The organism is Lactococcus sp. dk101, assembly GCF_009601055.1.
GTDB lineage: Bacteria > Bacillota > Bacilli > Lactobacillales > Streptococcaceae > Lactococcus.
This window is the reverse complement of record NZ_WITI01000015.1, coordinates 1-24,339: the sequence shown is the minus strand read 5'-3', so window position 1 is coordinate 24,339 and position 24,339 is coordinate 1. Positions and strand designations below refer to the sequence as shown.

The 24,339-nt window shown below is 39.7% G+C and carries 24 protein-coding genes; 16 read left to right on the top strand and 8 right to left on the bottom strand.

Annotation, left to right across the window (positions count from 1 at the left end):
* Positions 1-91 precede the first annotated feature (91 nt).
* The 5 genes from queG (at position 92) to ftsX (ending at position 4,503) form a co-directional block, all read left to right on the top strand.
* A complete protein-coding gene (gene queG, locus GHI45_RS09620) occupies positions 92-1,147 on the top strand; it encodes a tRNA epoxyqueuosine(34) reductase QueG (RefSeq protein ID WP_147780531.1) in 1,056 nt (351 codons plus the stop codon).
* Between the two features lie 50 nt (positions 1,148-1,197).
* A complete protein-coding gene (locus GHI45_RS09615) occupies positions 1,198-1,506 on the top strand; it encodes a hypothetical protein (RefSeq protein WP_147806228.1) in 309 nt (102 codons plus the stop codon).
* A gap of 60 nt (positions 1,507-1,566) precedes the next feature.
* Positions 1,567-2,667, top strand: coding sequence for a peptide chain release factor 2 (gene prfB / locus GHI45_RS09610; RefSeq protein WP_147780533.1), 1,101 nt, complete (start codon positions 1,567-1,569; stop codon positions 2,665-2,667).
* 218 nt (positions 2,668-2,885) lie between these two features.
* Positions 2,886-3,578, top strand: coding sequence for a cell division ATP-binding protein FtsE (gene ftsE, locus GHI45_RS09605; RefSeq protein ID WP_147780534.1), 693 nt, complete (start codon positions 2,886-2,888; stop codon positions 3,576-3,578).
* On the top strand, positions 3,571-4,503 hold the full coding sequence (ftsX, locus tag GHI45_RS09600) for a permease-like cell division protein FtsX (RefSeq protein ID WP_147780535.1): 933 nt from the start codon (positions 3,571-3,573) through the stop codon (positions 4,501-4,503). Before ftsE ends, ftsX begins: the two co-directional genes overlap by 8 nt.
* A gap of 80 nt (positions 4,504-4,583) precedes the next feature.
* Here ftsX and nrdF read toward each other — a convergent pair whose 3' ends face one another.
* From nrdF to plsY, 5 genes are all read right to left on the bottom strand, one after another.
* Entirely contained in the window at positions 4,584-5,561 is a 978-nt protein-coding gene (gene nrdF / locus GHI45_RS09595; RefSeq protein WP_147780536.1) for a class 1b ribonucleoside-diphosphate reductase subunit beta, read from the bottom strand.
* Positions 5,562-5,775: 214 nt separating this feature from the next.
* Entirely contained in the window at positions 5,776-7,944 is a 2,169-nt protein-coding gene (gene nrdE / locus GHI45_RS09590; RefSeq protein WP_147780537.1) for a class 1b ribonucleoside-diphosphate reductase subunit alpha, read from the bottom strand.
* A 127-nt stretch (positions 7,945-8,071) separates the two neighbouring features.
* On the bottom strand, positions 8,072-8,512 hold the full coding sequence (nrdI, locus tag GHI45_RS09585; protein WP_147780538.1) for a class Ib ribonucleoside-diphosphate reductase assembly flavoprotein NrdI: 441 nt from the start codon (positions 8,510-8,512) through the stop codon (positions 8,072-8,074).
* A 3-nt stretch (positions 8,513-8,515) separates the two neighbouring features.
* The gene (gene nrdH, locus GHI45_RS09580) at positions 8,516-8,734 is read right to left on the bottom strand and encodes a glutaredoxin-like protein NrdH (protein ID WP_147780539.1); all 219 of its coding nucleotides are present in this window, start codon (positions 8,732-8,734) and stop codon (positions 8,516-8,518) included.
* 212 nt (positions 8,735-8,946) lie between these two features.
* Positions 8,947-9,585, bottom strand: a complete 639-nt coding sequence (plsY, locus tag GHI45_RS09575; protein WP_147780540.1) for a glycerol-3-phosphate 1-O-acyltransferase PlsY — start codon at positions 9,583-9,585, stop codon at positions 8,947-8,949.
* A 215-nt stretch (positions 9,586-9,800) separates the two neighbouring features.
* Between plsY and parE the strand changes: the two genes are divergently transcribed.
* From parE to glmS, 10 genes are all read left to right on the top strand, one after another.
* Positions 9,801-11,735 (top strand): DNA topoisomerase IV subunit B, encoded by a 1,935-nt coding sequence (gene parE / locus GHI45_RS09570; RefSeq protein ID WP_147780541.1) that lies wholly within the window; start codon positions 9,801-9,803, stop codon positions 11,733-11,735.
* 304 nt (positions 11,736-12,039) lie between these two features.
* A complete protein-coding gene (locus GHI45_RS09565; protein ID WP_147780542.1) occupies positions 12,040-12,864 on the top strand; it encodes a PolC-type DNA polymerase III in 825 nt (274 codons plus the stop codon).
* Positions 12,865-12,875: 11 nt separating this feature from the next.
* Positions 12,876-13,322 carry a GNAT family N-acetyltransferase gene (locus GHI45_RS09560; RefSeq protein ID WP_147780543.1) on the top strand — a complete coding sequence of 149 codons (447 nt, stop codon included), beginning with the start codon at positions 12,876-12,878 and terminating at the stop codon, positions 13,320-13,322.
* 80 nt (positions 13,323-13,402) lie between these two features.
* Positions 13,403-15,874, top strand: coding sequence for a DNA topoisomerase IV subunit A (gene parC, locus GHI45_RS09555; RefSeq protein WP_147780544.1), 2,472 nt, complete (start codon positions 13,403-13,405; stop codon positions 15,872-15,874).
* Positions 15,875-15,979: 105 nt separating this feature from the next.
* Complete coding sequence (locus GHI45_RS09550; protein WP_147780545.1) at positions 15,980-16,495, top strand: methylated-DNA--[protein]-cysteine S-methyltransferase; 516 nt, start codon at positions 15,980-15,982, stop codon at positions 16,493-16,495.
* Between the two features lies 1 nt (position 16,496).
* Positions 16,497-16,907 carry a methylated-DNA--[protein]-cysteine S-methyltransferase gene (locus GHI45_RS09545; RefSeq protein WP_147780546.1) on the top strand — a complete coding sequence of 137 codons (411 nt, stop codon included), beginning with the start codon at positions 16,497-16,499 and terminating at the stop codon, positions 16,905-16,907.
* A gap of 44 nt (positions 16,908-16,951) precedes the next feature.
* Positions 16,952-17,416: a signal peptidase II gene (gene lspA, locus GHI45_RS09540; RefSeq protein ID WP_147780547.1), complete on the top strand. Its 465-nt coding sequence runs from the start codon at positions 16,952-16,954 to the stop codon at positions 17,414-17,416.
* Positions 17,417-17,642: 226 nt separating this feature from the next.
* The gene (locus GHI45_RS09535) at positions 17,643-18,509 is read left to right on the top strand and encodes an RluA family pseudouridine synthase (protein ID WP_147780554.1); all 867 of its coding nucleotides are present in this window, start codon (positions 17,643-17,645) and stop codon (positions 18,507-18,509) included.
* The gene (locus tag GHI45_RS09530; RefSeq protein WP_147780548.1) at positions 18,510-18,953 is read left to right on the top strand and encodes a divergent PAP2 family protein; all 444 of its coding nucleotides are present in this window, start codon (positions 18,510-18,512) and stop codon (positions 18,951-18,953) included.
* A gap of 169 nt (positions 18,954-19,122) precedes the next feature.
* Positions 19,123-20,937 carry a glutamine--fructose-6-phosphate transaminase (isomerizing) gene (gene glmS, locus GHI45_RS09525; protein ID WP_147780549.1) on the top strand — a complete coding sequence of 605 codons (1,815 nt, stop codon included), beginning with the start codon at positions 19,123-19,125 and terminating at the stop codon, positions 20,935-20,937.
* Positions 20,938-20,969: 32 nt separating this feature from the next.
* Here the strand turns inward: glmS and GHI45_RS09520 are convergent, their stop codons facing one another.
* Together GHI45_RS09520 and GHI45_RS09515 are read right to left on the bottom strand one after the other, a co-directional pair.
* A complete protein-coding gene (locus tag GHI45_RS09520; protein WP_147780550.1) occupies positions 20,970-22,535 on the bottom strand; it encodes a cell wall metabolism sensor histidine kinase WalK in 1,566 nt (521 codons plus the stop codon).
* Positions 22,522-23,229, bottom strand: coding sequence for a response regulator transcription factor (locus GHI45_RS09515; protein WP_147780551.1), 708 nt, complete (start codon positions 23,227-23,229; stop codon positions 22,522-22,524). Before GHI45_RS09515 ends, GHI45_RS09520 begins: the two co-directional genes overlap by 14 nt.
* Positions 23,230-23,395: 166 nt before the next feature.
* Between GHI45_RS09515 and GHI45_RS09510 the strand changes: the two genes are divergently transcribed.
* Positions 23,396-23,821 (top strand): universal stress protein, encoded by a 426-nt coding sequence (locus GHI45_RS09510; protein ID WP_147780552.1) that lies wholly within the window; start codon positions 23,396-23,398, stop codon positions 23,819-23,821.
* A 92-nt stretch (positions 23,822-23,913) separates the two neighbouring features.
* Here the strand turns inward: GHI45_RS09510 and GHI45_RS11300 are convergent, their stop codons facing one another.
* Positions 23,914-24,069 (bottom strand): hypothetical protein, encoded by a 156-nt coding sequence (locus tag GHI45_RS11300; protein WP_187230117.1) that lies wholly within the window; start codon positions 24,067-24,069, stop codon positions 23,914-23,916.
* Between the last annotated feature and the right edge of the window lie 270 nt (positions 24,070-24,339).

Below are 24,339 nucleotides of genomic sequence, written 5' to 3'. Positions count from 1 at the left end.
CTATAATAAAGATATTCTAAAACATACAAAAAGTCAAGAAGGAAAAATCAACCCCCTTAAAATTAAAGGTATTTTTTGTTAAAATAGAGAGATGAAAACTATAAAAGAAGCCATTCAAACGCTTGCTCAAGAATTGAATATCCAAAAAATTGGTTTCACAACAGCCGATAATTTTGAATACTTGAGAAAGTCGCTCATTGAGCAAAAAGAAGCAGGCCATACGAGCGGTTTTGAGCATCAAAACCTTGATGAACGCCTGCACCCGAAGTTAGCGGTGGAAAACGCCAAGACCATCATTTCCATTGCGATTGCTTATCCCAATAAAGCGCTTGAAAAGCCCGAAAAACCGGATTATCGCCGCGGGCAATTTTCGCGCGGTTCTTGGGGAGAGGATTATCATTATGTTTTAGGACGTAAACTTGAGGCTTTGGCTCAGGGAATAGAAAGAATTGCGGGAGAATACAACTACAAGGCCATGGTTGATACGGGCGCGTTGGTTGATGTGGCCGTTGCAAGTCGGGCAGGTCTCGGATTTATCGGAAAAAATGGTCTTTTGATAAGTAAAGAATATGGCTCCTGGATGTTTTTGGGCGAACTGGTGACTGATTTGGAAATCGAACCTGACCAGCCTGTTGATTATGGTTGTGGCGAATGCACCCGCTGTGTCGATTTTTGTCCGACAACGGCCCTTTTAGGTGACGGCAGACTTAATGCTCAAAAATGCCTGAGTTTTCAAACGCAAGCCAAAGGAAAAATGCCTGTTGAATACCGTGAAAAAATTAAAACCGTCATCTACGGCTGCGACATTTGCCAGATGGTTTGTCCTTATAATAAAGGAATTAACAGTCATTTTCATCCCGAAATGGAACCAGACGCGGAATTAACCAATCCAGAATTATTGCCCTTGCTTGATTTATCAAATAAGCAATTTGTAAACAAATTTGGGACAATGGCAGGGTCATGGCGCGGGAAAAACCCCTTGCAACGCAACGCTGTTTACGCGTTAGCAAATGCAAATGACAAATCAGCCCTACCCAAACTCCATGAAATAGCAGAAAATGATGTGAGAGATTATATGGTTGACGCTGCCGAATGGGCCATTGACAAACTAGAAAACGGAAAAACTAGAATTAGACCTCGTAGATAAATCGGCTATTTTATATGACTTGAATAAGAAAATAAAAGTGAGGGATTCGGATGTTAAAGAAATTTTTGCTGTTACTGAATGTTCTTTTGAGCTTTATTTACTGGATATTTGGGGCGATGGGACAGGTCCCATGGATTATTGGTTGGTATGATAGCAGAAGGCCCTATCCACCGTTTTCGAGTGCCGGTTATGGAACGCCTTTGGTGAACTTGCTCAATGGTATCGGCTTGGTTCTACTCGTCGTGACGGTTTTGAGTTACGGCTATAAGAAAAGAAATCTATTCTGGTGTTTATTTCCTTTTGGTCTTGGGAATGTGCTTTTTGTACTGACAAGTCAAATCCGTAAACAAAGCAGATAGCGAAAGGAAACTAAAAAGTCCTACTGTCATTTTCCGACAAAATATGATAAAATGGAGCTTATGGAACTATCAGAAATTAGAAATAAATTGGAAGCACATCATCAAAAAGTCGAAGATTTTCGCAATGCTCTTGATCTCGATCGACTCGAGGAAGAAATTGCCCTCTTTGACAATGATATGGCTGATCCAAACTTTTGGAATGACTCAACAGCAGCACAAAAAGTGATTGACGAATCCAATATTTTAAAAGCCAAATACGACAATTTCATGCACATGTCTGACTTATATGAAGAAGCCGAAGCCATGCACGAAATGCTACAAGAAGAACCTGACGAAGAAATGCAGGAAGAACTTGAAGCGAACGTCGTAGAACTTGCAAAAGTAATTGAAACCTATGAGCTTGAAATTTTGCTCAATCAACCTTATGACCACATGAATGCCATCGTTGAAATCCACCCTGGATCAGGGGGAACAGAAGCGCAAGACTGGGGCAGCATGCTCATGCGGATGTACACCCGTTGGGGTGAAGCACATGGCTACAAGGTTGAAATCTTGGATTACCAAGATGGTGATGTCGCAGGACTCAAATCAGTGACAATTCGTTTTAACGGTCATAATGCTTACGGCTTTTTGCGCGGGGAAAAAGGGGTTCACCGTTTGGTTCGTATCTCTCCATTTGACTCAGCCAACCGTCGTCATACTTCATTTACTTCCATCGATGTCATGCCTGAACTTGACAAATCAATCGAAGTTAATATCAGCAAGTCTGATTTGAAACGTGATGTGTTCCATGCCGGCGGAGCTGGTGGACAAAACGTCAATAAAGTAACAACAGGGGTGCGTTATACCCATATTCCAACAGGAATTGTTGTTCAATCAACCATTGACCGTACACAATACGGAAACGATGAAATTGCGTTGAACATGTTGAAATCTAAATTGATTCAACTTGAAATGGACAAAAAACAAGAAGAAGTTGACGCCTTGCGTGGTGATCAATCTGAAATTACTTGGGGAAGTCAAATTCGTTCGTATGTCTTTATGCCATATCAACTTGTTAAAGATACCAGAACTGGTTTTGAAACAGGTCAAATTGATAATGTCATGGACGGCGATTTGGATGGCTTTATAAATGCCTACTTGCGTTGGAAAACTTTGTAATTGAATGAATGCGTGTAAAGAAATCATTGATTAATTGTTTTGTTATCTTATCGAAACGCAAGATACAAAGCGACTTATAAAATCGACTGATTTTTGTTATAATAAGAGAGTCCGTATTCATAGAAGTACGGAGTTTCGCATAGGTTCATATCGAATTTATAAGACAACTATTTTTGATTAGTTTTCTAGTCAAATCTTATTGCATAGGAAAGGTACCAATGAGTATTATAAAACTAAGCAATGTAACCAAAAAATATTCCAATGGAACAACAGCTTTACGTAACATTTCGCTCGAGATCGAGCCTGGTGAATTTACTTATATTGTTGGCCCATCAGGAGCTGGTAAATCAACCTTTATCAAGTTACTTTATCGAGAACTCAAAATCGATAAGGGTTCAGGTTATGTCGCAAAATATGATTTAGCAAAATTGAAGAATAAGGATGTGCCGATGTTGCGCCGTTCCGTCGGTGTCGTTTTCCAAGACTACAAACTTTTACCTAAAAAGACAGTTTTTGAAAATATCGCATATGCCATGGAAGTTATTGGTAAAAATCCACGCGAAATCAAGAAACGTGTGAACGAAGTTCTTGATTTGGTGGGCTTGAAGCACAAAATCCGTTCATTTCCGAATGAGCTTTCTGGTGGTGAACAGCAACGTGTGGCGATTGCGAGATCGATTGCTAATGCACCAAAAGTGCTGATTGCTGATGAACCAACAGGGAACTTGGATCCTGAAAACTCGTGGGAAATCATGAATTTGCTTGAAAAAATCAATCTTCAAGGTACGACCATTTTGATGGCAACACATAATAGTCAAATCGTAAATACGCTGAAACACCGTGTTATTGCGATTGAAAACGGACGTATCGTCCGTGACCAAGAGGAAGGAGACTACGGCTACGATGATTAGATCTTTCTTCAAACACATTGGTGAATCATTGAAAAACTTGAAGCGTAATGGTTGGATGACCGTTGCAGCAACTTCATCAGTCATGATTACACTTGTCTTAGTGGGTGCCTTCTTATCTGTTATTTTGAACGTTTCAAATTTGGTGACAGGGATTGAAAATAATGTCCGTATCGTTGCATATACAGATTTGGACATTCATGACCAATCTCAACAAATCACAGATCCTAAGAATGCCGCTAAAAAAATAACCAACCCTGATTATAAAAAGGTTTATGATCAAATTGAAAAGCAATCAAATATCAAGAGTATTGTTTTCTCTGATCGCGACGAACAGTTGGCTAATTTGATTAAATCAATGCCAAGTTTTAAACTCTTCAATAAAGATTCGAACCCACTTTATGATGCCTATATTATAGAGGCGGATTCTTCTTCACAAGTGAAACCTTTAGCTCAAAAAATTGAAAAGATTTCAGGTATTAACCGTGTCAGCTATGGTGGCGCCGATGCCAATAAGATTTTTGCATTTGCCGATGCTATTAAGTATTGGGGAATTGGTTTAGCTATTCTCTTGCTGCTTGTAGCCATATTCCTGATTCAGAATACCATTCGTATTACCATTATGTCTCGCCAACGTGAGATTCAAATCATGCGTCTGGTGGGAGCAAAAAATAATTACATTCGCTGGCCATTCTTCCTTGAGGGAGCTTGGGTTGGACTCTTAGGTGCGATTCTTCCAAGTTTCTTAATCGCTTGGGTTTATAAGATTGCCTTCGTATCCTTCATGCCGACACTTCAAACACAACAACTTTCTATGATTGCACCAGATGTCTTTATTCCGCAAATCGTCGGAATTATGGTTGTCATTGGTGTACTGATTGGTTCATTTGGGGCCTTGCTTTCAATGCGACGTTTCCTTAAAGTTTAATTGTAAATAATAAAAAGCTCAGATTGAGCTTTTTTTGTTGTTAATAAAAACCCTTGTCAGAGCTGACAAGGGTTTTAAGATTAGATGTTGTAGTCATCATCAGACATTGATTCAACTTCACCGAGCAGGTAGCTGTTACCAACTTGTGAGAAGAAGTCATGATTTGATGAAGAAGTTGAAATACCGTTCATGACAACAGGATTGACATCCGCAGCAGTATCAGGGAACAATGGATCTTGTCCAAGATTCATGAGTGCTTTGTTGGCATTGTAACGTAAGAAAGTTTTTACTTCTTCGGTCCAGCCGATTTCGTCATAAAGGAGTGCGGCGTACTTTTCTTCATTTTCATAAAGTTCGTACAAGAGGTCGTACATCCAGTTGCGCATCTCAGCTTGTTCGTCTTCAGAAAGTTCATTGAAACCAAGTTGGAATTTGTAACCAATATAAGTTCCATGCACAGATTCGTCACGTAAAATCAATTTGATGATTTCAGCAGCGTTAATCATCTTGTTGTTTCCAAGGTACCACAATGGTGTGTAGAAACCAGAGTAGAAGAGGAAGCTTTCAAGAAAAACAGAAGCAACCTTTTTCTGAAGTGGGCTACCATCTTGGTAGTAGTGATTAACGATTTCAGCTTTTTTCTGCATGTATTCGTTGTTATCAACCCATTCAAACAAGTCGTCGATTTCAGATTTTGAAAGCAAAGTTGAAAAGACGGTTGAGTAAGATTTGGCATGCACTGATTCCATGAAGATGATATTGTTGAAACAGGCACGTTCTTGCATGGTCCGTGCGTCATCAAGCATGGCCACATTGCCATCTTGCGATTGGAGAGTATCAAGCAGGGTCAAGCCAGCAAATACTTTGCTATAAGTATGACGTTCAAGGTCTGTCAATTTATTGCGCCAATCGTCCAAGTCGTTTGAAACAGGGACACGAGTATCCAACCAAAATTGGCTGGTCAATTTTTCCCAAGTGTATTTGTCAATGGAATCTTCAATCGAATTCCAGTTGATTGCGGCATAATTTTTTGCATCGCGTTTAGTATCGTAATTCATATTTTTATCCTTTATCGTAAGCTGTTCGCTTTTCATTGGCATGAAATATAGCGACTGTCAGCGCTGACAGAAAGTATTGTCAGCAATGACAGGATGATGACGTAAAAAATTGACGCCGATGATTCGGAAATTTTTTACGAATAAGACAAGCAGGAAGTTCGCTCTAGCGACTTCCGTACAATCATCTTGCTTTAGCGGCAGTGATTGTCTTATATTAGACGACACAGCTTTCACATTGATTTGCGCCTACTTCATCTTCATCATCAGTAAATGTACGGATATAGTAGATGGTCTTAATTCCTTTTTTGAAGGCATAATTACGCAAAATTGAAAGGTCACGCGTGGTCATCTTATTGGTTGACATTTTCCATTCATACAAGCCTTCTGGCAAGGTTGAACGCATGAATAGGGTCAATGACAAGCCTTGATCGACATGCTCTGTAGCAGCTGCATAAACGTCAATGACGGCACGCATATCTGTGTCATAAGCAGACTTGTAATAAGGAATGGTATCTGTTGCTAAGCCAGCAGCTGGATAGTAAATCTTCCCAACTTTCTTTTCTTGGCGTTCTTCGATACGATTGACAATCGGATGAATAGAAGAAGAACAGTCGTTGATGTATGAGATTGAGCCATTTGGTGCAACAGCCATACGATAAGAGTTGTAAACACCGTCTGTCATTACTGACGCTTTTAAATCAGCCCAGTCTTTAAGCGTTGGCACATCAATATCGCCAAATAAAGCCTTGATTTTATCCGATACAGCAGCGAAATAGTCATGTGTCAAATATTTGTCAAAGTAAGTGCCGTCAGCATAGCTTGAACGTTCGAAACCAGCAAAACTTGTTGCCTTTTCTTTTGCCAATTTGTTAGAAGCTTTCAAAGTATAATAGTTCAAAAGCATGAAATACACACTTGTGAATTCAACCGCTTCATGTGAATCATAATGAATGTGATTTTTGGCAAGGAAGCTGTGCAAGCCCATTGCTCCAAGGCCAATCGCGTGCATTTCCCCATTTCCTTTGCGGACAGTTGGTACAGTATCCAAATTACTTGTTTCAGAAATGAATGACAGTGCACGAACCATTGCTTCAATCGAAAGGCCAAAAGCATCTGCTGAAGTCATCATGTTCATGATGTTGGTTGAGCCCAAATTACAAGCGACGTCCGTCCCCAAAACTTTGTAAGATTGATCGTCATTCAATTCAGAAGGCGTTTGAACTTGCAAAATCTCAGAACAGAGATTTGACATCGAAATGATACCGTCAACAGGGTTTGCTTTATTGGCCGTATCAATATTGATAACATAAGGATAGCCTGATTCTTGTTGGAGTTTTGAAAGTTCTTGCTCAACAGTACGTGCATCGAGTTTTTTCTTACGAATGTATGGATTTGCGACCATGTTGTCGTATTCGGCTGTGATATCTACTTCAACGAAAGGACGTTTGTAAAAACGTTCAACATAGTAAGGTTCAAAGGTGTACATTGGTTCACCTTTTTTGACCAATTCGTAAAACTTATCAGGAACAGTTACGCCCAGTGACAATGTTTTAACACGAATTTTTTCATCAGCATTTTCCTTTTTCGTAGATAAAAATTCCATGATGTCAGGGTGGAAAATTGACAAGTAAGCAACACCAGCGCCTTGACGTTGGCCAAGTTGATTGGCATAAGAGAAGGCATCTTCAAACAATTTCATGACTGGGACAACACCGGCAGCCACTCCGTCATAACCTTTGATTGGTGAACTTGCACCACGCAGATTAGACATGTTTAAGCCAACGCCACCACCATTTTTAGACAGTTGCAAGGCAGAGTTGATGGTGCGTCCAATCGAATTCATGTCGTCAGACATTTGCAAAAGGAAACACGAAACAAATTCACCACGACGTTTACGACCAGCATTTAAGAAAGTAGGAGTAGCGGGTTGATAACGGCGGTTGACCATTGCGAAAGCCAAATCATGTGCTAATTTTTGATTTCCGTCTGCCATATAGAGGGCATTCATCAAAACGCGGTCTTCAAAATCTTCAAGGTAAAGACTACCATCGTTATTTTTCATGGCATATTGGTTATAAAATTTATAGGCAGCCATGAATGAATCAAAACGGAAGTTAAAGGCACTCAAAGCCTTGCGCAATTCTGTAATGAATTCAGGTTCATATTTTTTGATGAAACTGTCTTCCAAATAGTCATTTTCAAGAAGCCATTCAATTTTTTCCATGTAAGTTTCAGCTCTGAAACTGTTAGGAATAACATTTTCATTGAAGAAGGCTTTGATGGCGTCTTTATCTTTTGCAAGTGGAATTGAGCCATTGACGGGAATGTTTATTTCGTTGTTTAACTCGAAATAAGTGATGTCTTTGAGATCTTTTAAGGACATATTTGCCTTTCTATCTATGTGAAATAATTTTCTAAGTCTAGTAAAAAATAGACTAGGAGAGCAAAAAATATTGCCCTCCTAGAGAAAATCAATCGTTTTATACTGTATCACTTTCATCATTAGAGACTTATTTGTCAGCTGCTGAAGAAGGATTTACTTTAATTTTTGCGCCAGCATCAAGCTTTTGAATGATATTTTCGACAAAAGCAACATCGGTTGGTGTGCCATTGAATTCAAAATCATAGAGAATTGGAATTTGATATTTGGCGGATAATTCTTTTGCAGTATAGATGTATATGCCTGCAAAATTCTTGTTGCCTGTTCCAATAATCCCCTGACAAAACGCAGCGTTTAAGCCCCAGTCCATAAATTCAAAGACGGGATCAACCACATCTTGACTAGAGCGAGCTGTTGGTGTTTCCTCAGCATAGCTTGGTGTAATCAACAAAAATGGCTCTGTAAGTTCAATGTCAGGTGCATCAGCAGTGATTTCAATGGCTGTGACATTGTGGAGTTTATTTATGAAATGCCGGGTTTGACCGGTCAGGCTAAAATAAACAACTTTCATACATTAGACCAATTTTGCGAGTTCAGAAGGACGGAAACCTGAAAAAGTGATTTCGTCTTTTTGAACAACGGGTGCGGCACGGAAGCCCATATCCAACACGGTTTGAATAAATTCAGGTTTTTCATCAATGTTAATTTCGTCGAATTTAACTTCGTGTTCATTTAACCATTTTTTGACCATTTTGCATTGCATGCAATTATTTTTTGAGTAGACTGTAACCATTATTTCCTCCAAAATAAAAAATGTGATTTATTCTAAAAAGATGATGAATGTGAGCGAAACTGCTGAAAGCTTCACTCGAAGGTTAAAATAGGAGTAAAGCTTTTTTTCATCTGTAAAATAAATTGTATCTTAATTTTAGTATAAAAAAAAACCTAAGTCAAGGTTTTTTTACTATATCTTGTGCTTTTTTATATCGTAGTTTATTTAAAACACTATATCTTGTGTTGGTGACTTAGGTTTAAGCCCCATGGTACAAGACTTTCTTCGCGTTTTTTGATGCGGCTGATATTTGATTTGTGCCGCACAATAATTATTGTTGCCAGTGCCAAAACAATGAGCGTAAAAATAAGATCGTATTGATGAATAATAAAATGAAAGGCAGGGAAAATGAGCACACCAAGTAATGCCACAAGGGCAGCCGTGATACTTGCCAGACTGATCATACTAAAGAGATAGAGCATGATGATAAAAATGACCAAAAGCATCAAGAGAAAGAGGGGATTGTATTCCAGAAGAACACCCGCCGAAGTCGCCACCGCTTTTCCGCCTTTGAAATGGTCAAAGATTGAGAAGGTATGACCAATAACGGCCAAGAGACCAAAGACCAGAATGGGAAGCTGATGCACATGAAAAATTACTGGAAGCAGTACAGCGAATGTTCCCTTGAGCAAGTCGAAACAGAAAACTACGATACCGGCTTTGACGCCAAGAATACGAAAAGTATTCGTCGTTCCGGTGTTGCCTGAGCCATAGTCATGCAAGTTTTTATGAAAGAAGAATTTACCAATCCAAAGCCCAGCTGGGATAGCACCCAGCAGGTAGGAAACGATGAGCAGAAGTACAAGTGTCATTGTGTGTCCTTAATTTTGATGAAAGAAAATCAGTCGCCTGAAATTCGGTTATTTTATGGTCTAATTATAGCACAAATAAAAAAAATTTTTCATTTATTCTTCTGTCAGCTTTGACAAACCTTTTAGAACAGGTTAAAATAGTAAGGATGATAAATTTTTTCTTCCGTCTGTCGCTGAAGCGTTTAGGCGGGATTAAAAGATCTATGGAGAACTAAATGGTTGTAGATATAAATAATTATGATGATAGTGCCATTCAAATCCTTGAAGGATTGGATGCCGTAAGAAAACGTCCTGGCATGTATATTGGCTCAACAGATGGAACAGGTTTGCATCATTTGGTCTGGGAAATTGTTGATAATGCAGTCGATGAAGCCTTGTCTGGCTTCGGCTCAAAAATTACAGTAAAAATAAATAAAGACGGCTCATTGACAGTTGAAGATGAAGGACGTGGTATGCCTGTCGGAATGCACAAGTCTGGCAAACCAACCATCGAAGTCATTTTTACAATCCTACATGCAGGTGGTAAATTTGGACAAGGGGGCTATAAAACTTCAGGAGGCTTACATGGTGTAGGTTCTTCTGTAGTTAATGCCTTGTCTGAATGGCTTGAAGTTGAAGTCACACGTGATGGTACTGTTTATCGTCAACGTTTTATCAATGGCGGACACCCCGCAACTGGCCTTGAAAAAGTTGGAAAAGCAGCCAAATCAAAAACAGGTACCAAAGTAACTTTTAAACCGGACGCTACGATTTTTTCAACAGTTGATTTCAAATATCAAACCATCTATGAGCGATTGAATGAGTCGGCCTTTTTGTTAAAAGATGTTACGCTAAGTTTAGAAGATGAACGGACAGAAGAAGCCGCAGCTTTTCATTATGAAAATGGTGTGCAGGATTTCGTTGCCTACTTGAATGAAGATAAAGATACTTTGACACCTGTGCTTGATTTTGACGGTAGTCAAGATGGATTTGAACTTGAAGTTGCTCTTCAATATAATGATGGTTATTCTGAAAATATCCTGTCTTTTGTCAATAATGTCCGTACGAAAGATGGCGGAACGCATGAAGCTGGTTTGAAGTCAGCTCTGACAAAAGCCATGAATGATTATGCAAGACGAACAGGTCTCTTAAAAGATAAAGATAAAAATCTTGAAGGATCAGATTACCGTGAAGGATTAACAGCGGTTCTTTCTTTGCTTGTTCCTGAAGAATTTTTGCAGTTTGAAGGACAAACAAAAGATAAATTAGGGTCTCCTTTGGCGCGTCCAGTCGTTGATTCTATCGTTTCTGAAAAGTTAACTTTTTATCTGCTTGAAAATGGCGACATGGCACAAAATTTGATCCGTAAAGCCATTAAAGCACGTGAAGCGCGTGAAGCCGCGCGTAAAGCTAGAGATGATTCACGTTCAGGGAAAAAATCGAAAAAAGACAAGGGACTTTTGTCGGGGAAATTAACACCTGCGCAAACGAAAAACCCAAACAAAAATGAACTTTATTTGGTCGAAGGGGATTCTGCCGGTGGGTCTGCAAAACAAGGGCGTGACCGTAAATTCCAAGCCATTTTGCCTTTGCGTGGGAAAGTCATCAACACTGAAAAAGCCAAAATGCAAGACATTTTGAAAAATGAAGAGATCAATACCATGATTTATACGATTGGTGCGGGTGTCGGAGCTGATTTCACGCTTGAAGACCGCAATTATGACAAAATCATTATCATGACCGATGCCGATGACGATGGGTCACACATTCAAGTCTTGCTTTTGACCTTCTTCTATCGTTACATGAAGCCATTGGTCGAAGCAGGTCATGTTTACATTGCCCTTCCTCCACTTTATAAAATGAATGAAGGAAAAGGCAAGAAAGAAAAAATTGAATACGCTTGGACAGATGGTGAACTTCAAGAAATGCGTAAACATTTTGGTCGTAATGCCAATTTACAACGTTATAAAGGGTTGGGGGAAATGAATGCTGACCAACTCTGGGAAACAACCATGAACCCTGAAACGAGAACATTGATTCAAGTGACCATTGATGATGTGGCGCAAGCTGAAAAACGCGTGGCCGTATTGATGGGAGATAAGGTTGAACCTCGCCGTAAATGGATTGAAAACAATGTCAAATTTACGCTGGAAGAAGATTCAATATTTTAATACTGTTTAACTTCTAAAATACTTTTTAGAAGTTGCTGCGCTGTCGACGCTCGCTACACGAACAAGTTCGTTAGTCGCAGTCGCAAAGTTTGCGTCTTACGCATAAAAGATTTGTCGGTTTGCTTAGCGACTAAAGTCGCGAGAGCAAAACGCAAACCACTTCTTGCGTACAAAAAATTTGTCCGTTTGCTTAGTTGCTAAAGCAACAAGAGCAAAAGGCACACGCAAGGCAGTATATTTGCAGTTAATCTACTAAACGACATAAAAATCGTTTAGAGGTTAACTAGTATAACAAAGGAAATCAATGACAAAAGAATATGTTGTTTTTGACTTTGAAACGACAGGTTTCTCTGCTCAAAAAAATGAAATCATTCAGATTGGCGCCATCAGATGTGACGAAAGTCACCAGGAAATTGGACGATTTAACCAGTTGATTAAACCGCAACGGTCTTATGTATCATCTGAAATATCAGCGCTGACAGGGATTTATGCCCGTGATTTACTGAACAAACCGGTCATTGAAGATGTATTACCAGATTTTTTGGCTTTCATTAAAGGGGCACTTTTAGTAGCTCACAATGCACCATTTGATGTCGGCTTTCTCTATCAAGCCATTATTGATTGTGGCATTCGAGAAGTCGAACGTTTTGAGGTTTATGATACCCTGACAGAAGCCCGTCGCCTTTTGAAAGCAAAATCCTATAAACTGGAAAATCTGAAAGACTTTTTGGGGATTTCTGTCAGAAGTCATGATGCCTTAAACGATTGTTTGGTGACCGTTCTGCTCTATCAGCACTTACAAGAGATTGAACACCCTAAAACGACGCTTTCCCTTTCAGAAAATTCAGATGAACAACTCTCATTGTTTACACGATTGGAAGATGAGGGCATCACAGAAGAAGTTCGGCGAAAACTTGGACTACCTGTGACGAAGGCCTTGGTTTATTATAAGCTGGACCAAGACAAAAAATGGCAAGTTTACGATGTGATTGGGATTGCCATCAATCAAGAATATTCAACGGGCTTTAGCTTGTGTTTGACTTTGTTTAACGAGGATAAAGTGAATATTCATTCCGATTTTCTCGTGCAAATGCAAAAGAAGAATTTCATGTCAGAGATGACAGAATAGTGGGAGGGACAATGGAATTTAAGTTAAAAACATTTCATGAATTAAGTCCTGAGCAACTCTATCAACTTTTGCGTTTGCGACAAGAAGTTTTCGTTCTTGAGCAAAGCTGTCTTTATCAAGATTTAGATGATAAGGACCAAGCGGCTCAGCATTTGTGGCTAGAAGATGAGGCAGGGCAAATATTGGCCGAATGTCGTCTCTTGCAAAAAGGTGTGAGTTTTGATGACGCGGCAAGTATTGGACGTGTCATTACAGCCCCATTTGCCCGCAAACAAGGTTTGGGACAAGTCTTGCTTGAAGAAGCACTACGTGTTTTAAAAATGCAAGAAGAAAAGAAAGTCAAAATTGAAGCACAATATTATGCCAAGGTTTTTTATGAAAAACTTGGTTTTAAGCAAATTTCAGACATTTTTTTGGAAGATGAGATTGAGCATATTCAGATGGAATTGGACTTGTAAACAGAAATAATTAAAGGAAGCTCTAAAAACTGAATTTTTCGAAAGTTGCGTTTTTAGAGCTACCATAAAGAAAGAGACCTATGTCAAATATACAAAAATTACCTTTAGAAGACATTATGGGAGATCGCTTTGGTCGTTACTCGAAATATATCATTCAAGAACGCGCCTTACCTGATATCCGTGATGGTTTGAAACCTGTTCAGCGACGTATCCTCTATTCTATGAATAAGGACGGCAACACATTTGAGAAGGCTTATCGGAAGTCTGCCAAATCGGTCGGAAATGTCATGGGGAATTTCCACCCGCACGGTGACAGCTCCATTTATGAAGCCATGATCCGTCTGTCACAAGACTGGAAAATGGGAGAGCCTTTGATTGAGATGCACGGGAATAATGGATCAATGGACGGCGATAGTCCAGCTGCCATGCGTTATACCGAAGCACGTTTGGCTGAAATCGCTGGCTATATGCTTTCTGATATTGAGAAAGAAACAGTCTCAACAGCTTGGAATTTCGATGATACGGAAAAGGAACCAACGGTTTTACCAGCTAGTTTTCCAAATTTATTGGTCAATGGCTCTACAGGGATTTCAGCAGGTTATGCCACGGATATTCCAACTCACAATTTGGGTGAAGTCATTGACGCGACCATTTACATGATTGACCATGAAGATGCAAGTCTTGAAAAAATTATGGAATTCTTACCTGGCCCTGATTTTCCAACAGGTGCCATTATTCAAGGGAAAGAAGAAATCAAAAAAGCCTATCAAACGGGTAAGGGACGTGTGGTTGTACGTTCACGTGTCAGCGTTGAATCAATGAAAGGTGGCCGTCAACAATTGATTGTGACGGAAATTCCTTACGAAATCAACAAGGCAAACATGGTCAAGAAGATTGACGATGTCAGAGTCAATGCCAAAGTTCCAGGAATATCAGAAGTGCGTGATGAATCAGACCGTGAAGGTTTACGTATTGCGATTGAGTTGAAAAAAGAAGCAGACAGTCAGTTAGTCTTGAATTACCTATACAAAAATACTGATTTGCAGGTCAACTACAACTTTAACATGGTTGCTATTGATAAAATGATGCCGCGTCAAGTTGGCGTGCTTCCAATTTTGAAGGGCTATATCAAACACCGTGAAGACGTTATTGTCAAGCGGTCTAAATTTGATTTGGCGAAAGCCGAAAAACGTCTGCATATTGTTGTTGGGCTGATACGCATGGTGTCGATTTTGGACGAAGTTGTCGCAACCATTCGGGCTTCGGAAAATAAATCTGATGCTAAAGATAACATCAAGGTAAGTTTTGGCTTCACAGAAGAACAAGCAGAAGCAATCGTTACCTTGCAACTTTATCGGTTGACCAATACGGACATTGTCACTCTTGAAAATGAGCGTGATGGCCTAAATGAACAAATCTTGGAACTAAAAGCGGTCATCAATGACGAAAAAACACTGTTCAATGTTATGAAGCGTGAGCTCCGTGATGTCAAGAAGAAATTTGGCAGACCACGTCGGACAGAATTACAAGCCGATGTTGAAACCATCGAAATCGAAGCGCACGAACTCATCTTGGAAGAAGAAACAGTTGTTTCTGTGACCAAGGCTGGCTATATCAAGCGGACATCGCCTCGTTCCTTTGCTTCTTCAAATCTTGAAGAAATCGGAAAACGAGACGACGATGAACTTTTGTTCTATCAAACGGCGAAAACAACGCAGCATTTGTTAATTTTCACGACACTTGGTAACGCCATTTATCGTCCAATCCATGAACTGACTGACGCAAGATGGAAGGATTTGGGCGAGCATTTGTCACAATCTTTAAATAATTTTGCTAGCAATGAAGAAATTTTAGCCGTTAAAATTGTGGACGACTTTAAAGATGAAAACTTGCTTGTTGTGACCAAAAAAGGTCAAATCAAACAAGTTGAACTGGCAAGCTTTAGTCCTTGGCGGACTTATCGCTCAAAATCAACAGTATTTATGAAAATCAAAGGTGATGATGATGCGGTCATTATGATTGAACCTGTTCAATTTAATGATTTGATGTTGATTAGCCAACATGGTTATGCTTTGCGCTTTAATCTGGACGATGTGCCTGTTCTCGGTGCGAAAGCAGCAGGGGTCAAAGCCATCAATCTTAAAGATGGTGACCTGGTGACTGCGGCCTTCTTTGTCAGCTCGAACAGTTGGTATCTCTTGACGCAACGTGGTTTCATCAAACGGGTAGCGACAGCAGACATCCCTGCAACGTCTCGTGCCAATCGTGGCCTTCAAGTCTTACGAACATTGAAGAATAATAATCACACGGTCTTTGCTGCAGGGTTAGTTCATCAGACGACGGCAGATCTGTCAGCGCTGACAGAAACGGTTGATTTGTTTACTGAACCAGTGGTTGAAGAAACGTCAGACCATCAAATATTGTCAGTTTTGACAACAGCAGATGAACAAATTGATGTGGATTTGATGAGCTTGAGTTTATCCGAACGGACAAGCAATGGCCATCCAATTTCAGACACCATCGAACAAGTGGCATCAGCACAGCTTATCTAATTAAAAATCAGACCTGGTCTGATTTTTTTGTCACTTATTTCTTTCAAAATCAGCCTGAAAATGCTAAAATCTGAGAAAGAACAGCTAATTGAGGGGAAACAAGCAATGAAAATCTGGATTGAAACTTATTTTAACAGCCCGATTGGACAACTTGTTTGTCTGTCGGACGAAGCAGCCCTTTTTCGGCTTGACTTTGCTGACGCGGTAGCGCTTGAGACGGTCAGAGCTGACGAAAATTGCCAGATAAAAGCTGGACAAACTCAAATTTCTCGTCAATTGGAAAAAGAATTAACAGCCTATTTTGATGGAGAAAGTTTTGATTTTACGGTGCCTTATTATCTTACGGGGACACCGTTTCAAAACGCTGTTTGGCAAGCCGTGAGTCAAATTCCGTTTGGCAATCGCAGCACCTATCAGTACATTGCCAAACGACTAAACAAACCAAAGGCCAGCCGAGCGGTTGGAAGTGCTAACGCAAAAAATCAGTTGGCTATTATCATCCCTTGTCACAGGCTTGTCAGAGCTGACGGAAAACTGGCCAATTATGCGGGCGGTCTTTGGCGAAAAGAATGGCTGTTGGCACATGAAGAAGCCCTATTTATGAAAAATGAGGGTAAATAAGATGAAACTAGAGTTATCAGTAGAAAGAAATGAAGCTGGAAAAATTATTGAAGTTTTTTTTGACCAGACACACGAACCAACGACTTATGAAGCACTTAAGGTCCTTCCAAGTGACGCTTTTGTCTTGACAGGCGGGACAGCTTTTCAACAAAAGGTTTGGTTAGAATTACGCAAAATTCCAGTTGGGACAACCATTTCATATCAGGAAATGGCAGAAAGAGTAGGCAGTCCAAAAGCGCAACAAGCTGTCGGACAGGCACTGGCAAAAAATCCACTCCCAGTGATTTTGCCTTGCCACCGAGTAACCCGAAAAGATGGGAGTCTAGGTGGCTTTATGGGACAAGATCGAAGGCAGGATATTAAACAAAAAATCCTAGATTTTGAACAAGGGCAGATCTGGCTCGATTTGTAAGAATAAATCATTCAATTGGACAAAAAAATGTTATAATAAAAGTTATGAAAAAAATTATTTCGGATGTATTGATTGTTGTCGGTGTCATCGCTGACCAACTTTTTAAAAACTGGGTTGTAACCAATATTCCACTGGGACAAGTGCGTTCATTTTTGCCCTCTATTTTGTCATTGACTTATTTGAGAAACAATGGTGCTGCTTGGTCATCATTTGAGGGCCAACAATGGTTCTTCTTGATTTTAACGCCCATTGTTGTTGCTGTTGCTTGCTATTTTTTATGGAAAAGAGCAGATCAAAACTGGTATTTCTGGGGCTTGACCTTGATTGTTTCAGGTGCCTTGGGAAATTTTATTGACCGCCTTCGTCAAGGTTATGTGGTCGATATGTTCCAGACTGATTTTATGAATTTCCCGATTTTCAATATCGCTGATGCCCTTTTATCAGTCGGTTTCGTCATTCTTTTCATCGCTATTTTGACGGATAAAACGGACGCAGAAGAACAGAAATAATTATTTCTTGTCAGCTCTGACAAGAAGAAAGCTCTCCAATGAGATTAGACTAACTATAAAATTGTTCAGATTTTTTCGTTAATTTATCGTTGACGCTCGTGGAGCGGTAAGCGAATATGGAGAGATGCGATAGCAGACGAACTAAAAAGCGAACTATTTTTTAGTTTGTGCAGTATAGAAGATAAGGAAAAGTAATTTGTTAGTTACCATCAATGAAGAAAATAACATGCAAAGGCTGGATAAAGCGCTAGCCACTCAAACGGACTTGTCAAGAACGCTCTTGACCGAATTGATCCGAGACGGGAAAGTACTTGTCAATGGTCAAGTGAAAAAAGCAAAATACAAGGCTAAAACAGGTGATCGGATTGAATTTGAAGTGCCGGAAGCTGAAGTGTTAGAAATTAAAGCAGAAGACATTCCACTTGAAATTGTTTATCAAGATGCTGATGTTGCGGTTATCAATAAGCCTCAAGGCATGGTGGTTCACCCTGCTGCAGGCCATGCAGATGGCACTTTGGTCAATGCACTCATGTATCACATTGATGATTTGAGTGGCATCAATGGCACCATTCGTCCAGGTATTGTTCACCGTATCGATAAAGATACATCTGGCCTTTTGATGATTGCCAAAAATGATCAGGCGCATGAAAGTCTTGCAGCACAATTAAAGGCAAAAACCAATAAACGGCGCTATTTGGCGATTGTGCATGGGGAAATGCCAAATGATCGTGGGATTATTGAAGCACCAATTGGAAGAAATCCAAAAGACCGTAAAAAACAAGCGGTCATCGCTGACGGAAAGCCTGCAGTAACACATTTTGAAGTGGTGGAACGTTTCGCGGGATATACTTTGCTTGCGCTCGAATTGGAAACAGGACGGACGCATCAAATCCGTGTTCATATGGCTTACATTGGTCATCCTGTTGCGGGAGACCCACTTTATGGGCCGAAGAACACTTTGGTTCCCAATAAAGGACAATTTTTACACGCAGAAACACTTGGATTTGAACATCCAAAAACAGGAGAATGGCTGGAATTTAAAGCTGAGCTTCCTGAGATTTTTCAAAAAACACTCGAAAGATTGAGAAATTAAATGATTTTCTTTACAGAAATTAGTCAAAATCGTGTCTTATGGACTGCAATAGTGGCTTGGGCATTGGCTCAAGCCATTAAAATCCTGATTGATTGTTTTAAAACGCATCGTATTAACTGGCAACTTTTGACAGCGACTGGTGGAATGCCAAGTTCGCACACGTCCATTGTGGTTTCACTAGCGGTTGCGATTGGCTTACGTTATCATTTCTATTCGCCTTATTTTGCGATTGCAACGGTGCTTGCCTTTATCGTCATGTATGACGCGCAGGGCATTCGCCGTCAGGCGGGACAGCAAGCTCATGTCATCAATGTCATGCTGGAAAATATAGAAAATACGGGGGTCAAATTAGACAAAAACCTCAAAGAACTTTTGGGACATACTCCCGTTCAAGTGATTGGTGGGTTTATACTCGGTGTTGTAGTGGCCTTAGTCATGAACTAGAAAACATTTCGCAAGAAATGTTTTTTTGTGCGCAAAAACTGGTTATACCAATTCATTCTTTTATAATTGACAAATCAAAACAATGGTTGTATAATGCTATTTGTAGTTAAAAAACAAAATAAAATTGAACTATACCAATATTTAAAAATGGTATAAAAGGAGAAGACATATGTGTGGTATCGTTGGTGTTGTTGGTTCACGGAACGCAACAGATATTTTAATGCAAGGACTTGAAAAATTGGAATATCGTGGTTATGATTCAGCAGGAATTTTTGTAACCACTGGAAAAAAAGCAAGTTTGATTAAATCTGTCGGACGTATTTCAGCCTTACGTGAAAAAATCGGCATTGATGTTGCAGGAACGGCTGGCATTGGTCATACCCGTTGGGCAACACATGGTAAACCAACAGAAGACAATGCCCATCCACATACATCAACTTCAGGACGTTTTGTCTTGGTACATAACGGGGTCATCGAAAATTTCGTAGAATTGCATGACGAATATTTGGCAAACGATAGCTTCAAAGGTCAAACCGATACTGAAATTGCGGTGCATTTGATTGCCAAATTTGCCGAAGTTGATGGTCTTGATACACTTTCAGCCTTTAAAAAAGCACTTGAACTTATCGAAGGATCATACGCCTTCGCTCTGATGGATGCTGAAGATGCGGAGACACTCTATGTGGCAAAAAACAAATCACCATTGTTGATTGGTCTTGGCGATGGTTACAACATGGTATGTTCTGATGCCATGGCCATGATTCGCGAAACTTCTGAATTCATGGAAATTCACGATAAAGAATTGGTCATTCTCAAAAAGGAGAGCGTGACAGTTACCGATTATGCAGGGAAAGTCATTGAACGTGGTTCATACACAGCAGAGCTTGACTTGTCGGATATTGGAAAAGGAACTTATCCTTTCTATATGCTCAAAGAAATTGATGAACAACCAACAGTGATGCGTCGTCTTATTTCCACATATACGGATGAAAATGGAAAAATTCTTGTTGATTCTGCCATTACAAGCGCGGTTCAAGCAGCTGACCTCATTTATATCATTGCGGCTGGAACTTCATATCATGCTGGACTTGGTGCAAAGAAAATGCTGGAGGATTTGACCAATACTCCGGTTGAAGTTGGCGTAGCGTCCGAATGGGGCTATGATATGCCACTCTTGAGCAAAAAGCCATTCTTCATTTTCATTTCACAATCTGGTGAAACGGCAGACTCACGTCAAGTCTTGGTCAAAGTCAATGAGTTGGCTTATCCAAGTTTGACAGTTACAAATGTGCCAGGTTCAACTTTGTCACGCGAAGCGACGTACACCATGCTTATCGGAGCAGGCCCTGAAATTGCTGTCGCTTCAACAAAGGCATATACTGGACAAATTGCGACCCTTGCCTTTCTTGCTCAAGCTGTTGGACAAGCAGACCATAACCCACTTTCTGAAGCCTTTGATTTGGTCAAAGAATTGTCACTTGTGGCACAATCCATCGAAGCAAGTCTTTCTGAGAAAGAAAAAATAGCAGCGCTTGTCAAAGAAAATCTGTTGACGACACGCAACGCTTTTTATATCGGACGCAAACAAGATTATTATGTTGCCATGGAAGCCAGTCTAAAATTAAAAGAAATTTCCTATGTCCAATGCGAAGGCTTTGCAGCAGGCGAATTGAAACATGGTACCATTTCTTTGATTGAAAAAGGAACGCCAGTCATTGCTTTGATTTCAAATAATGAAAAAGTTGCCCTTCATACACGTGGGAATGTTATGGAAACGGTGGCGCGCGGTGCCTCTGCCATTGTCATCGCTGAAGAAGGAGCTGCCAGAGCTGACGACGACCTCATTGTCAATGCCGTTCATCCTTACCTGTCAGCCATTTCAATGGTTGTGCCAACACAACTCTTGGCATACGAAACATCATTCCAAAGAGGACTTGATGTGGACAAACCACGAAATTTGGCAAAAGCAGTTACTGTTGAATAAACAAAAAGAACTTTCAATTTGAAAGTTCTTTTTTATTTTATGCTGACGGTAAAGGTTGTTCCTTTCCCAAGAATACTAACCACATCAACGATACCGCCGAGATCTTCAACGTTTTTCTTGACAATGGCAAGGCCAAGTCCTGTTCCAGGCACTTCTGATCTGCTTTCATCAACACGATAGAAGCGGTCAAAAATGCGTTCCTTTTGAATTTCTGTCAGTCCAAAACCATTATCCGCAACGGAGAATATCAAGCGTCCACGGACATTGTCCAAGCTGACAAAGATTTTCCCATTGTCTTGCGTGTATTTAATGGCATTTTCTATCAGATTTTCAAAAATACTATGCAGCATGCCTTGGTTGGATTTGAATGTGAAGGAAGAAATTTGGGTATCCAACTGGAGATTTTTTTCTCGGATTTGTGGCAAGGAACGCTCGATGATTTCTTGAATGGTACGGGCGGGATCCATTTTTTTCTTTTCAATCCGATGATTTTGTTTGGTCAAAAGAAGGGTATCTTGAACCAAATTGGTCAAGCGTGTTGTTTCCTTATTGATAATGGCTGCAAAATCGTGTGCTTCGTTCGGGTCAAGTTGCCCATTTTCGAGCAATTCGGCAAAGCCTTTGATTGAAATCAATGGTGTTTTAAGTTCATGAGACACGTTAGCGATAAAGGCATTGTGAGCGTCAAGCGTTTTTTGATAACGGGTAATGTCCATCATGGTTACGATAAATCGATTGTCAAGCTCAGGCAGCGGGGTAATTCGGATTTGATAATAGGCAGAAAGGGCCTCGAAAAAGAAAACTTTTTCTTGAATGTCTGGGTGCAACATTTTATCAACCAGAAATTGTAAAAATTCGGAATAAGGACTAAAAATATCTAAATTCTGCGTGTCCGCAAAATCATTTTTGAAAGCAGCATTGGTACGTCTGATACTGCCTTTTCCATTGAAAACAAAAATCGGAAAAGAGAAGAACTCGATAAATTCATAAAGATTTTCTTTCTTTTCAGAGTGAGATAATAATTGCCTCTGAATGCTTTCGCCAAGACTATTGAGCGCCACACTGATTTTGTCGGTGTCCTCACCAATCAAATAACTTTGGGTCAAAGGGCTGCGTTCAATATTCTTGATTTTTGCGATGGTATTTTGCGTAAAAATGTAGTTTCGACGTTGCCGTCCAATGCTGATAAAAGCAATCGCCAAATAAATCAGTAAGCCAAAAATAAACATGGCTGTGTCAATAAAGACAGTCTGTGTTCGTTCTTGCGTGACTTGCAAATAGGACTGAATTTGTCCGTCAAGATAGATAGGAGAAGTCACTCTGATATCACTACCGGTCAACTGCCTGGAATAAGCAGCACCTTCAGCAATTTTTTTGGTGTCAGAGCTGACAACAGATTTGTCTAGAAGTTTGTAAGCACCTGGTAGCGCAGCATCAGGATGCTTTTCTAAAAAGAGTTGCACCTGGTTTGAATTGTCCAATGCACGATTGGTGTCACTGTCCAAAAGGTGTTGGTTGACCAATAAGATTAAGGTCACAAGGCCAACAACATAAACCATGCTCAAGATTAAAACATTGCGTAATTTAATTTTCTTCATCCTTAAAAGTGTACCCAAATCCTCGTTTAGTTTTAATGTATTGGTTGTCCAATTTTTTTCTTATTTTTGAAATCAAGACATCAATGGTTCGCGTCTCTGCAGCATCTGAAATCCCCCAAAAGTGTTTCAACAACTCGGCGCGTGAAACAACCTCATTTTTTCGGTGGATGAGCAATTCCAAAATCTCAAATTCTCGCTTGGTCAAATCCAATGGCTGACCTTTGAAATGAATTTCTTTATTTTGAAAATCGACCAACAATTCGCCGTTTTGGTAATTGACTTCGCTTTTCATTTCTTGTGAGTTGTCAATGTTGGCAACTTTATTGTACATTTGAGAGCGACGAATTAAGGCGTTTGCGCGTACCAAAATTTCTTTCATGGGTGTGGATTTATCAAGATATTCGTCAGAACCCGCTTGAAAACCACGGAGTTTTACTTCATCATCATCTCGAGCGGTTAAAATCAAAATGGGCGTATAGTTTTCTTTTTTTCGTAAAATTTCAGTGACTTCAATGCCGTTATATTCTGGCATCATCAAATCAAGCAAGATCAAATCAAATGGATTTTTCTTGGCAATATCCAAAGCTTGCTTCCCATTTGCTGCTGTCATGACTTCAAAATCATCTTGTCTGAAATTAAAGGAGAGAAGGGTCAAAATTGACCGATCATCATCAGCAATTAAAATTCTTTTCATAGCTTTATTATATCAAAAAAATGCCCGTTCACCTCAATTTGTTTAGGCATTTTTAATCTATTTACATTTTGTTTACAATTCTTGAAAAAATCAAATGATTGTCCAAAGATTTCGCTTGAAAATAAAACGTAAAAAAGATATAATATCAGTAAAGGAGGCGCTTACAATGAGAGAAATTTATAAAAAAATTTTAGTTGCCGTTGACCAGTCAAAGCAATCTGAAGCAGCAGTGCAAGAAGCAGTTGCCATTGCCAAAAGAAACCAAACTTCACTCTTTGTTTTGCACGTCAAAGACGAAACCCGCTTGAGTGGAACGCCTTATGCCATGCCACTCTTTATCGAAAATCTAGAGGCAGAAGCCAAAGCCATTCATGACAAAGTGAAAGAGCTTGTTGCTGGCGAAGTCCCCGTAGAATATCATGCTTACACAGGTCTTCCGAAAAAAGAAATCATTGATTTTGCTTTGGAACATCAGATTGATTTGATTGTGATTGGTTCAAACGGTAAAAATTTATTGGATCGGTTCTTACTTGGCTCAACCAGTACTTATGTGGTCAGTCATGCGCCATGCAACGTGATGGTTGTTAAATAGTGCATTCTGTCAGCTCTGACAATAAAAAAGGCATCTACTTTTTATAAAGCAGATGTCTTTATTCTATCTGAGGCGCGCTCATGCTAGTCTCCTTATACGATTTTTTCCAAGTTATAAACAGCTTCTTCAATAGAATCACCTGTCGCAAAAATACTTGCGTCAGTAACCAATTGAGCCTCGAAAACATTATTTGCTGTATTCAGGCTTACTTTATACTCGAAAAATTTATTTTTATTTGTGAATGTCATGTGCATTCTCCTTTCTTATATACTCGACGAAAGGACCATAACGATGTTCACGAAATTCCTACTCTATATAGTAACACATATGATATGAAAATGCAATAATAATTTCTCGAAAAAAATTTTTTTATTTTTATATTTTAAATATCTAGGCAAATTGCAAATTTAATCTAGCCACCCTGTAACATCTGAAAAGGTGTCTGATACTTGAACATTTTTCTTGGATAGTGATTCATCCAAGTTTCAATACGAGCGACTTCATTCGAAGTCGTTTTT

What these genes read in the sequence shown, in the direction of transcription:
- lspA (WP_147780547.1), top strand. Translation starts at nt 16,952, where the DNA reads ATGAAAAAAATTATTTCGGATGTATTGATTGTTGTCGGTGTCATCGCT.
- nrdF (WP_147780536.1), bottom strand. Translation starts at nt 5,561, where the DNA reads ATGAATTACGATACTAAACGCGATGCAAAAAATTATGCCGCAATCAAC.
- nrdH (WP_147780539.1), bottom strand. Translation starts at nt 8,734, where the DNA reads ATGGTTACAGTCTACTCAAAAAATAATTGCATGCAATGCAAAATGGTC.
- GHI45_RS09515 (WP_147780551.1), bottom strand. Translation starts at nt 23,229, where the DNA reads ATGAAAAGAATTTTAATTGCTGATGATGATCGGTCAATTTTGACCCTT.
- prfB (WP_147780533.1), top strand. Translation starts at nt 1,567, where the DNA reads ATGGAACTATCAGAAATTAGAAATAAATTGGAAGCACATCATCAAAAA.
- GHI45_RS09565 (WP_147780542.1), top strand. Translation starts at nt 12,040, where the DNA reads ATGACAAAAGAATATGTTGTTTTTGACTTTGAAACGACAGGTTTCTCT.
- queG (WP_147780531.1), top strand. Translation starts at nt 92, where the DNA reads ATGAAAACTATAAAAGAAGCCATTCAAACGCTTGCTCAAGAATTGAAT.
- ftsX (WP_147780535.1), top strand. Translation starts at nt 3,571, where the DNA reads ATGATTAGATCTTTCTTCAAACACATTGGTGAATCATTGAAAAACTTG.
- glmS (WP_147780549.1), top strand. Translation starts at nt 19,123, where the DNA reads ATGTGTGGTATCGTTGGTGTTGTTGGTTCACGGAACGCAACAGATATT.
- nrdI (WP_147780538.1), bottom strand. Translation starts at nt 8,512, where the DNA reads ATGAAAGTTGTTTATTTTAGCCTGACCGGTCAAACCCGGCATTTCATA.
- GHI45_RS09545 (WP_147780546.1), top strand. Translation starts at nt 16,497, where the DNA reads ATGAAACTAGAGTTATCAGTAGAAAGAAATGAAGCTGGAAAAATTATT.
- GHI45_RS09520 (WP_147780550.1), bottom strand. Translation starts at nt 22,535, where the DNA reads ATGAAGAAAATTAAATTACGCAATGTTTTAATCTTGAGCATGGTTTAT.
- GHI45_RS09615 (WP_147806228.1), top strand. Translation starts at nt 1,198, where the DNA reads ATGTTAAAGAAATTTTTGCTGTTACTGAATGTTCTTTTGAGCTTTATT.
- ftsE (WP_147780534.1), top strand. Translation starts at nt 2,886, where the DNA reads ATGAGTATTATAAAACTAAGCAATGTAACCAAAAAATATTCCAATGGA.
- nrdE (WP_147780537.1), bottom strand. Translation starts at nt 7,944, where the DNA reads ATGTCCTTAAAAGATCTCAAAGACATCACTTATTTCGAGTTAAACAAC.
- plsY (WP_147780540.1), bottom strand. Translation starts at nt 9,585, where the DNA reads ATGACACTTGTACTTCTGCTCATCGTTTCCTACCTGCTGGGTGCTATC.
- GHI45_RS11300 (WP_187230117.1), bottom strand. Translation starts at nt 24,069, where the DNA reads ATGACATTCACAAATAAAAATAAATTTTTCGAGTATAAAGTAAGCCTG.
- GHI45_RS09560 (WP_147780543.1), top strand. Translation starts at nt 12,876, where the DNA reads ATGGAATTTAAGTTAAAAACATTTCATGAATTAAGTCCTGAGCAACTC.
- GHI45_RS09510 (WP_147780552.1), top strand. Translation starts at nt 23,396, where the DNA reads ATGAGAGAAATTTATAAAAAAATTTTAGTTGCCGTTGACCAGTCAAAG.
- GHI45_RS09530 (WP_147780548.1), top strand. Translation starts at nt 18,510, where the DNA reads ATGATTTTCTTTACAGAAATTAGTCAAAATCGTGTCTTATGGACTGCA.
- parC (WP_147780544.1), top strand. Translation starts at nt 13,403, where the DNA reads ATGTCAAATATACAAAAATTACCTTTAGAAGACATTATGGGAGATCGC.
- parE (WP_147780541.1), top strand. Translation starts at nt 9,801, where the DNA reads ATGGTTGTAGATATAAATAATTATGATGATAGTGCCATTCAAATCCTT.
- GHI45_RS09535 (WP_147780554.1), top strand. Translation starts at nt 17,643, where the DNA reads ATGCAAAGGCTGGATAAAGCGCTAGCCACTCAAACGGACTTGTCAAGA.
- GHI45_RS09550 (WP_147780545.1), top strand. Translation starts at nt 15,980, where the DNA reads ATGAAAATCTGGATTGAAACTTATTTTAACAGCCCGATTGGACAACTT.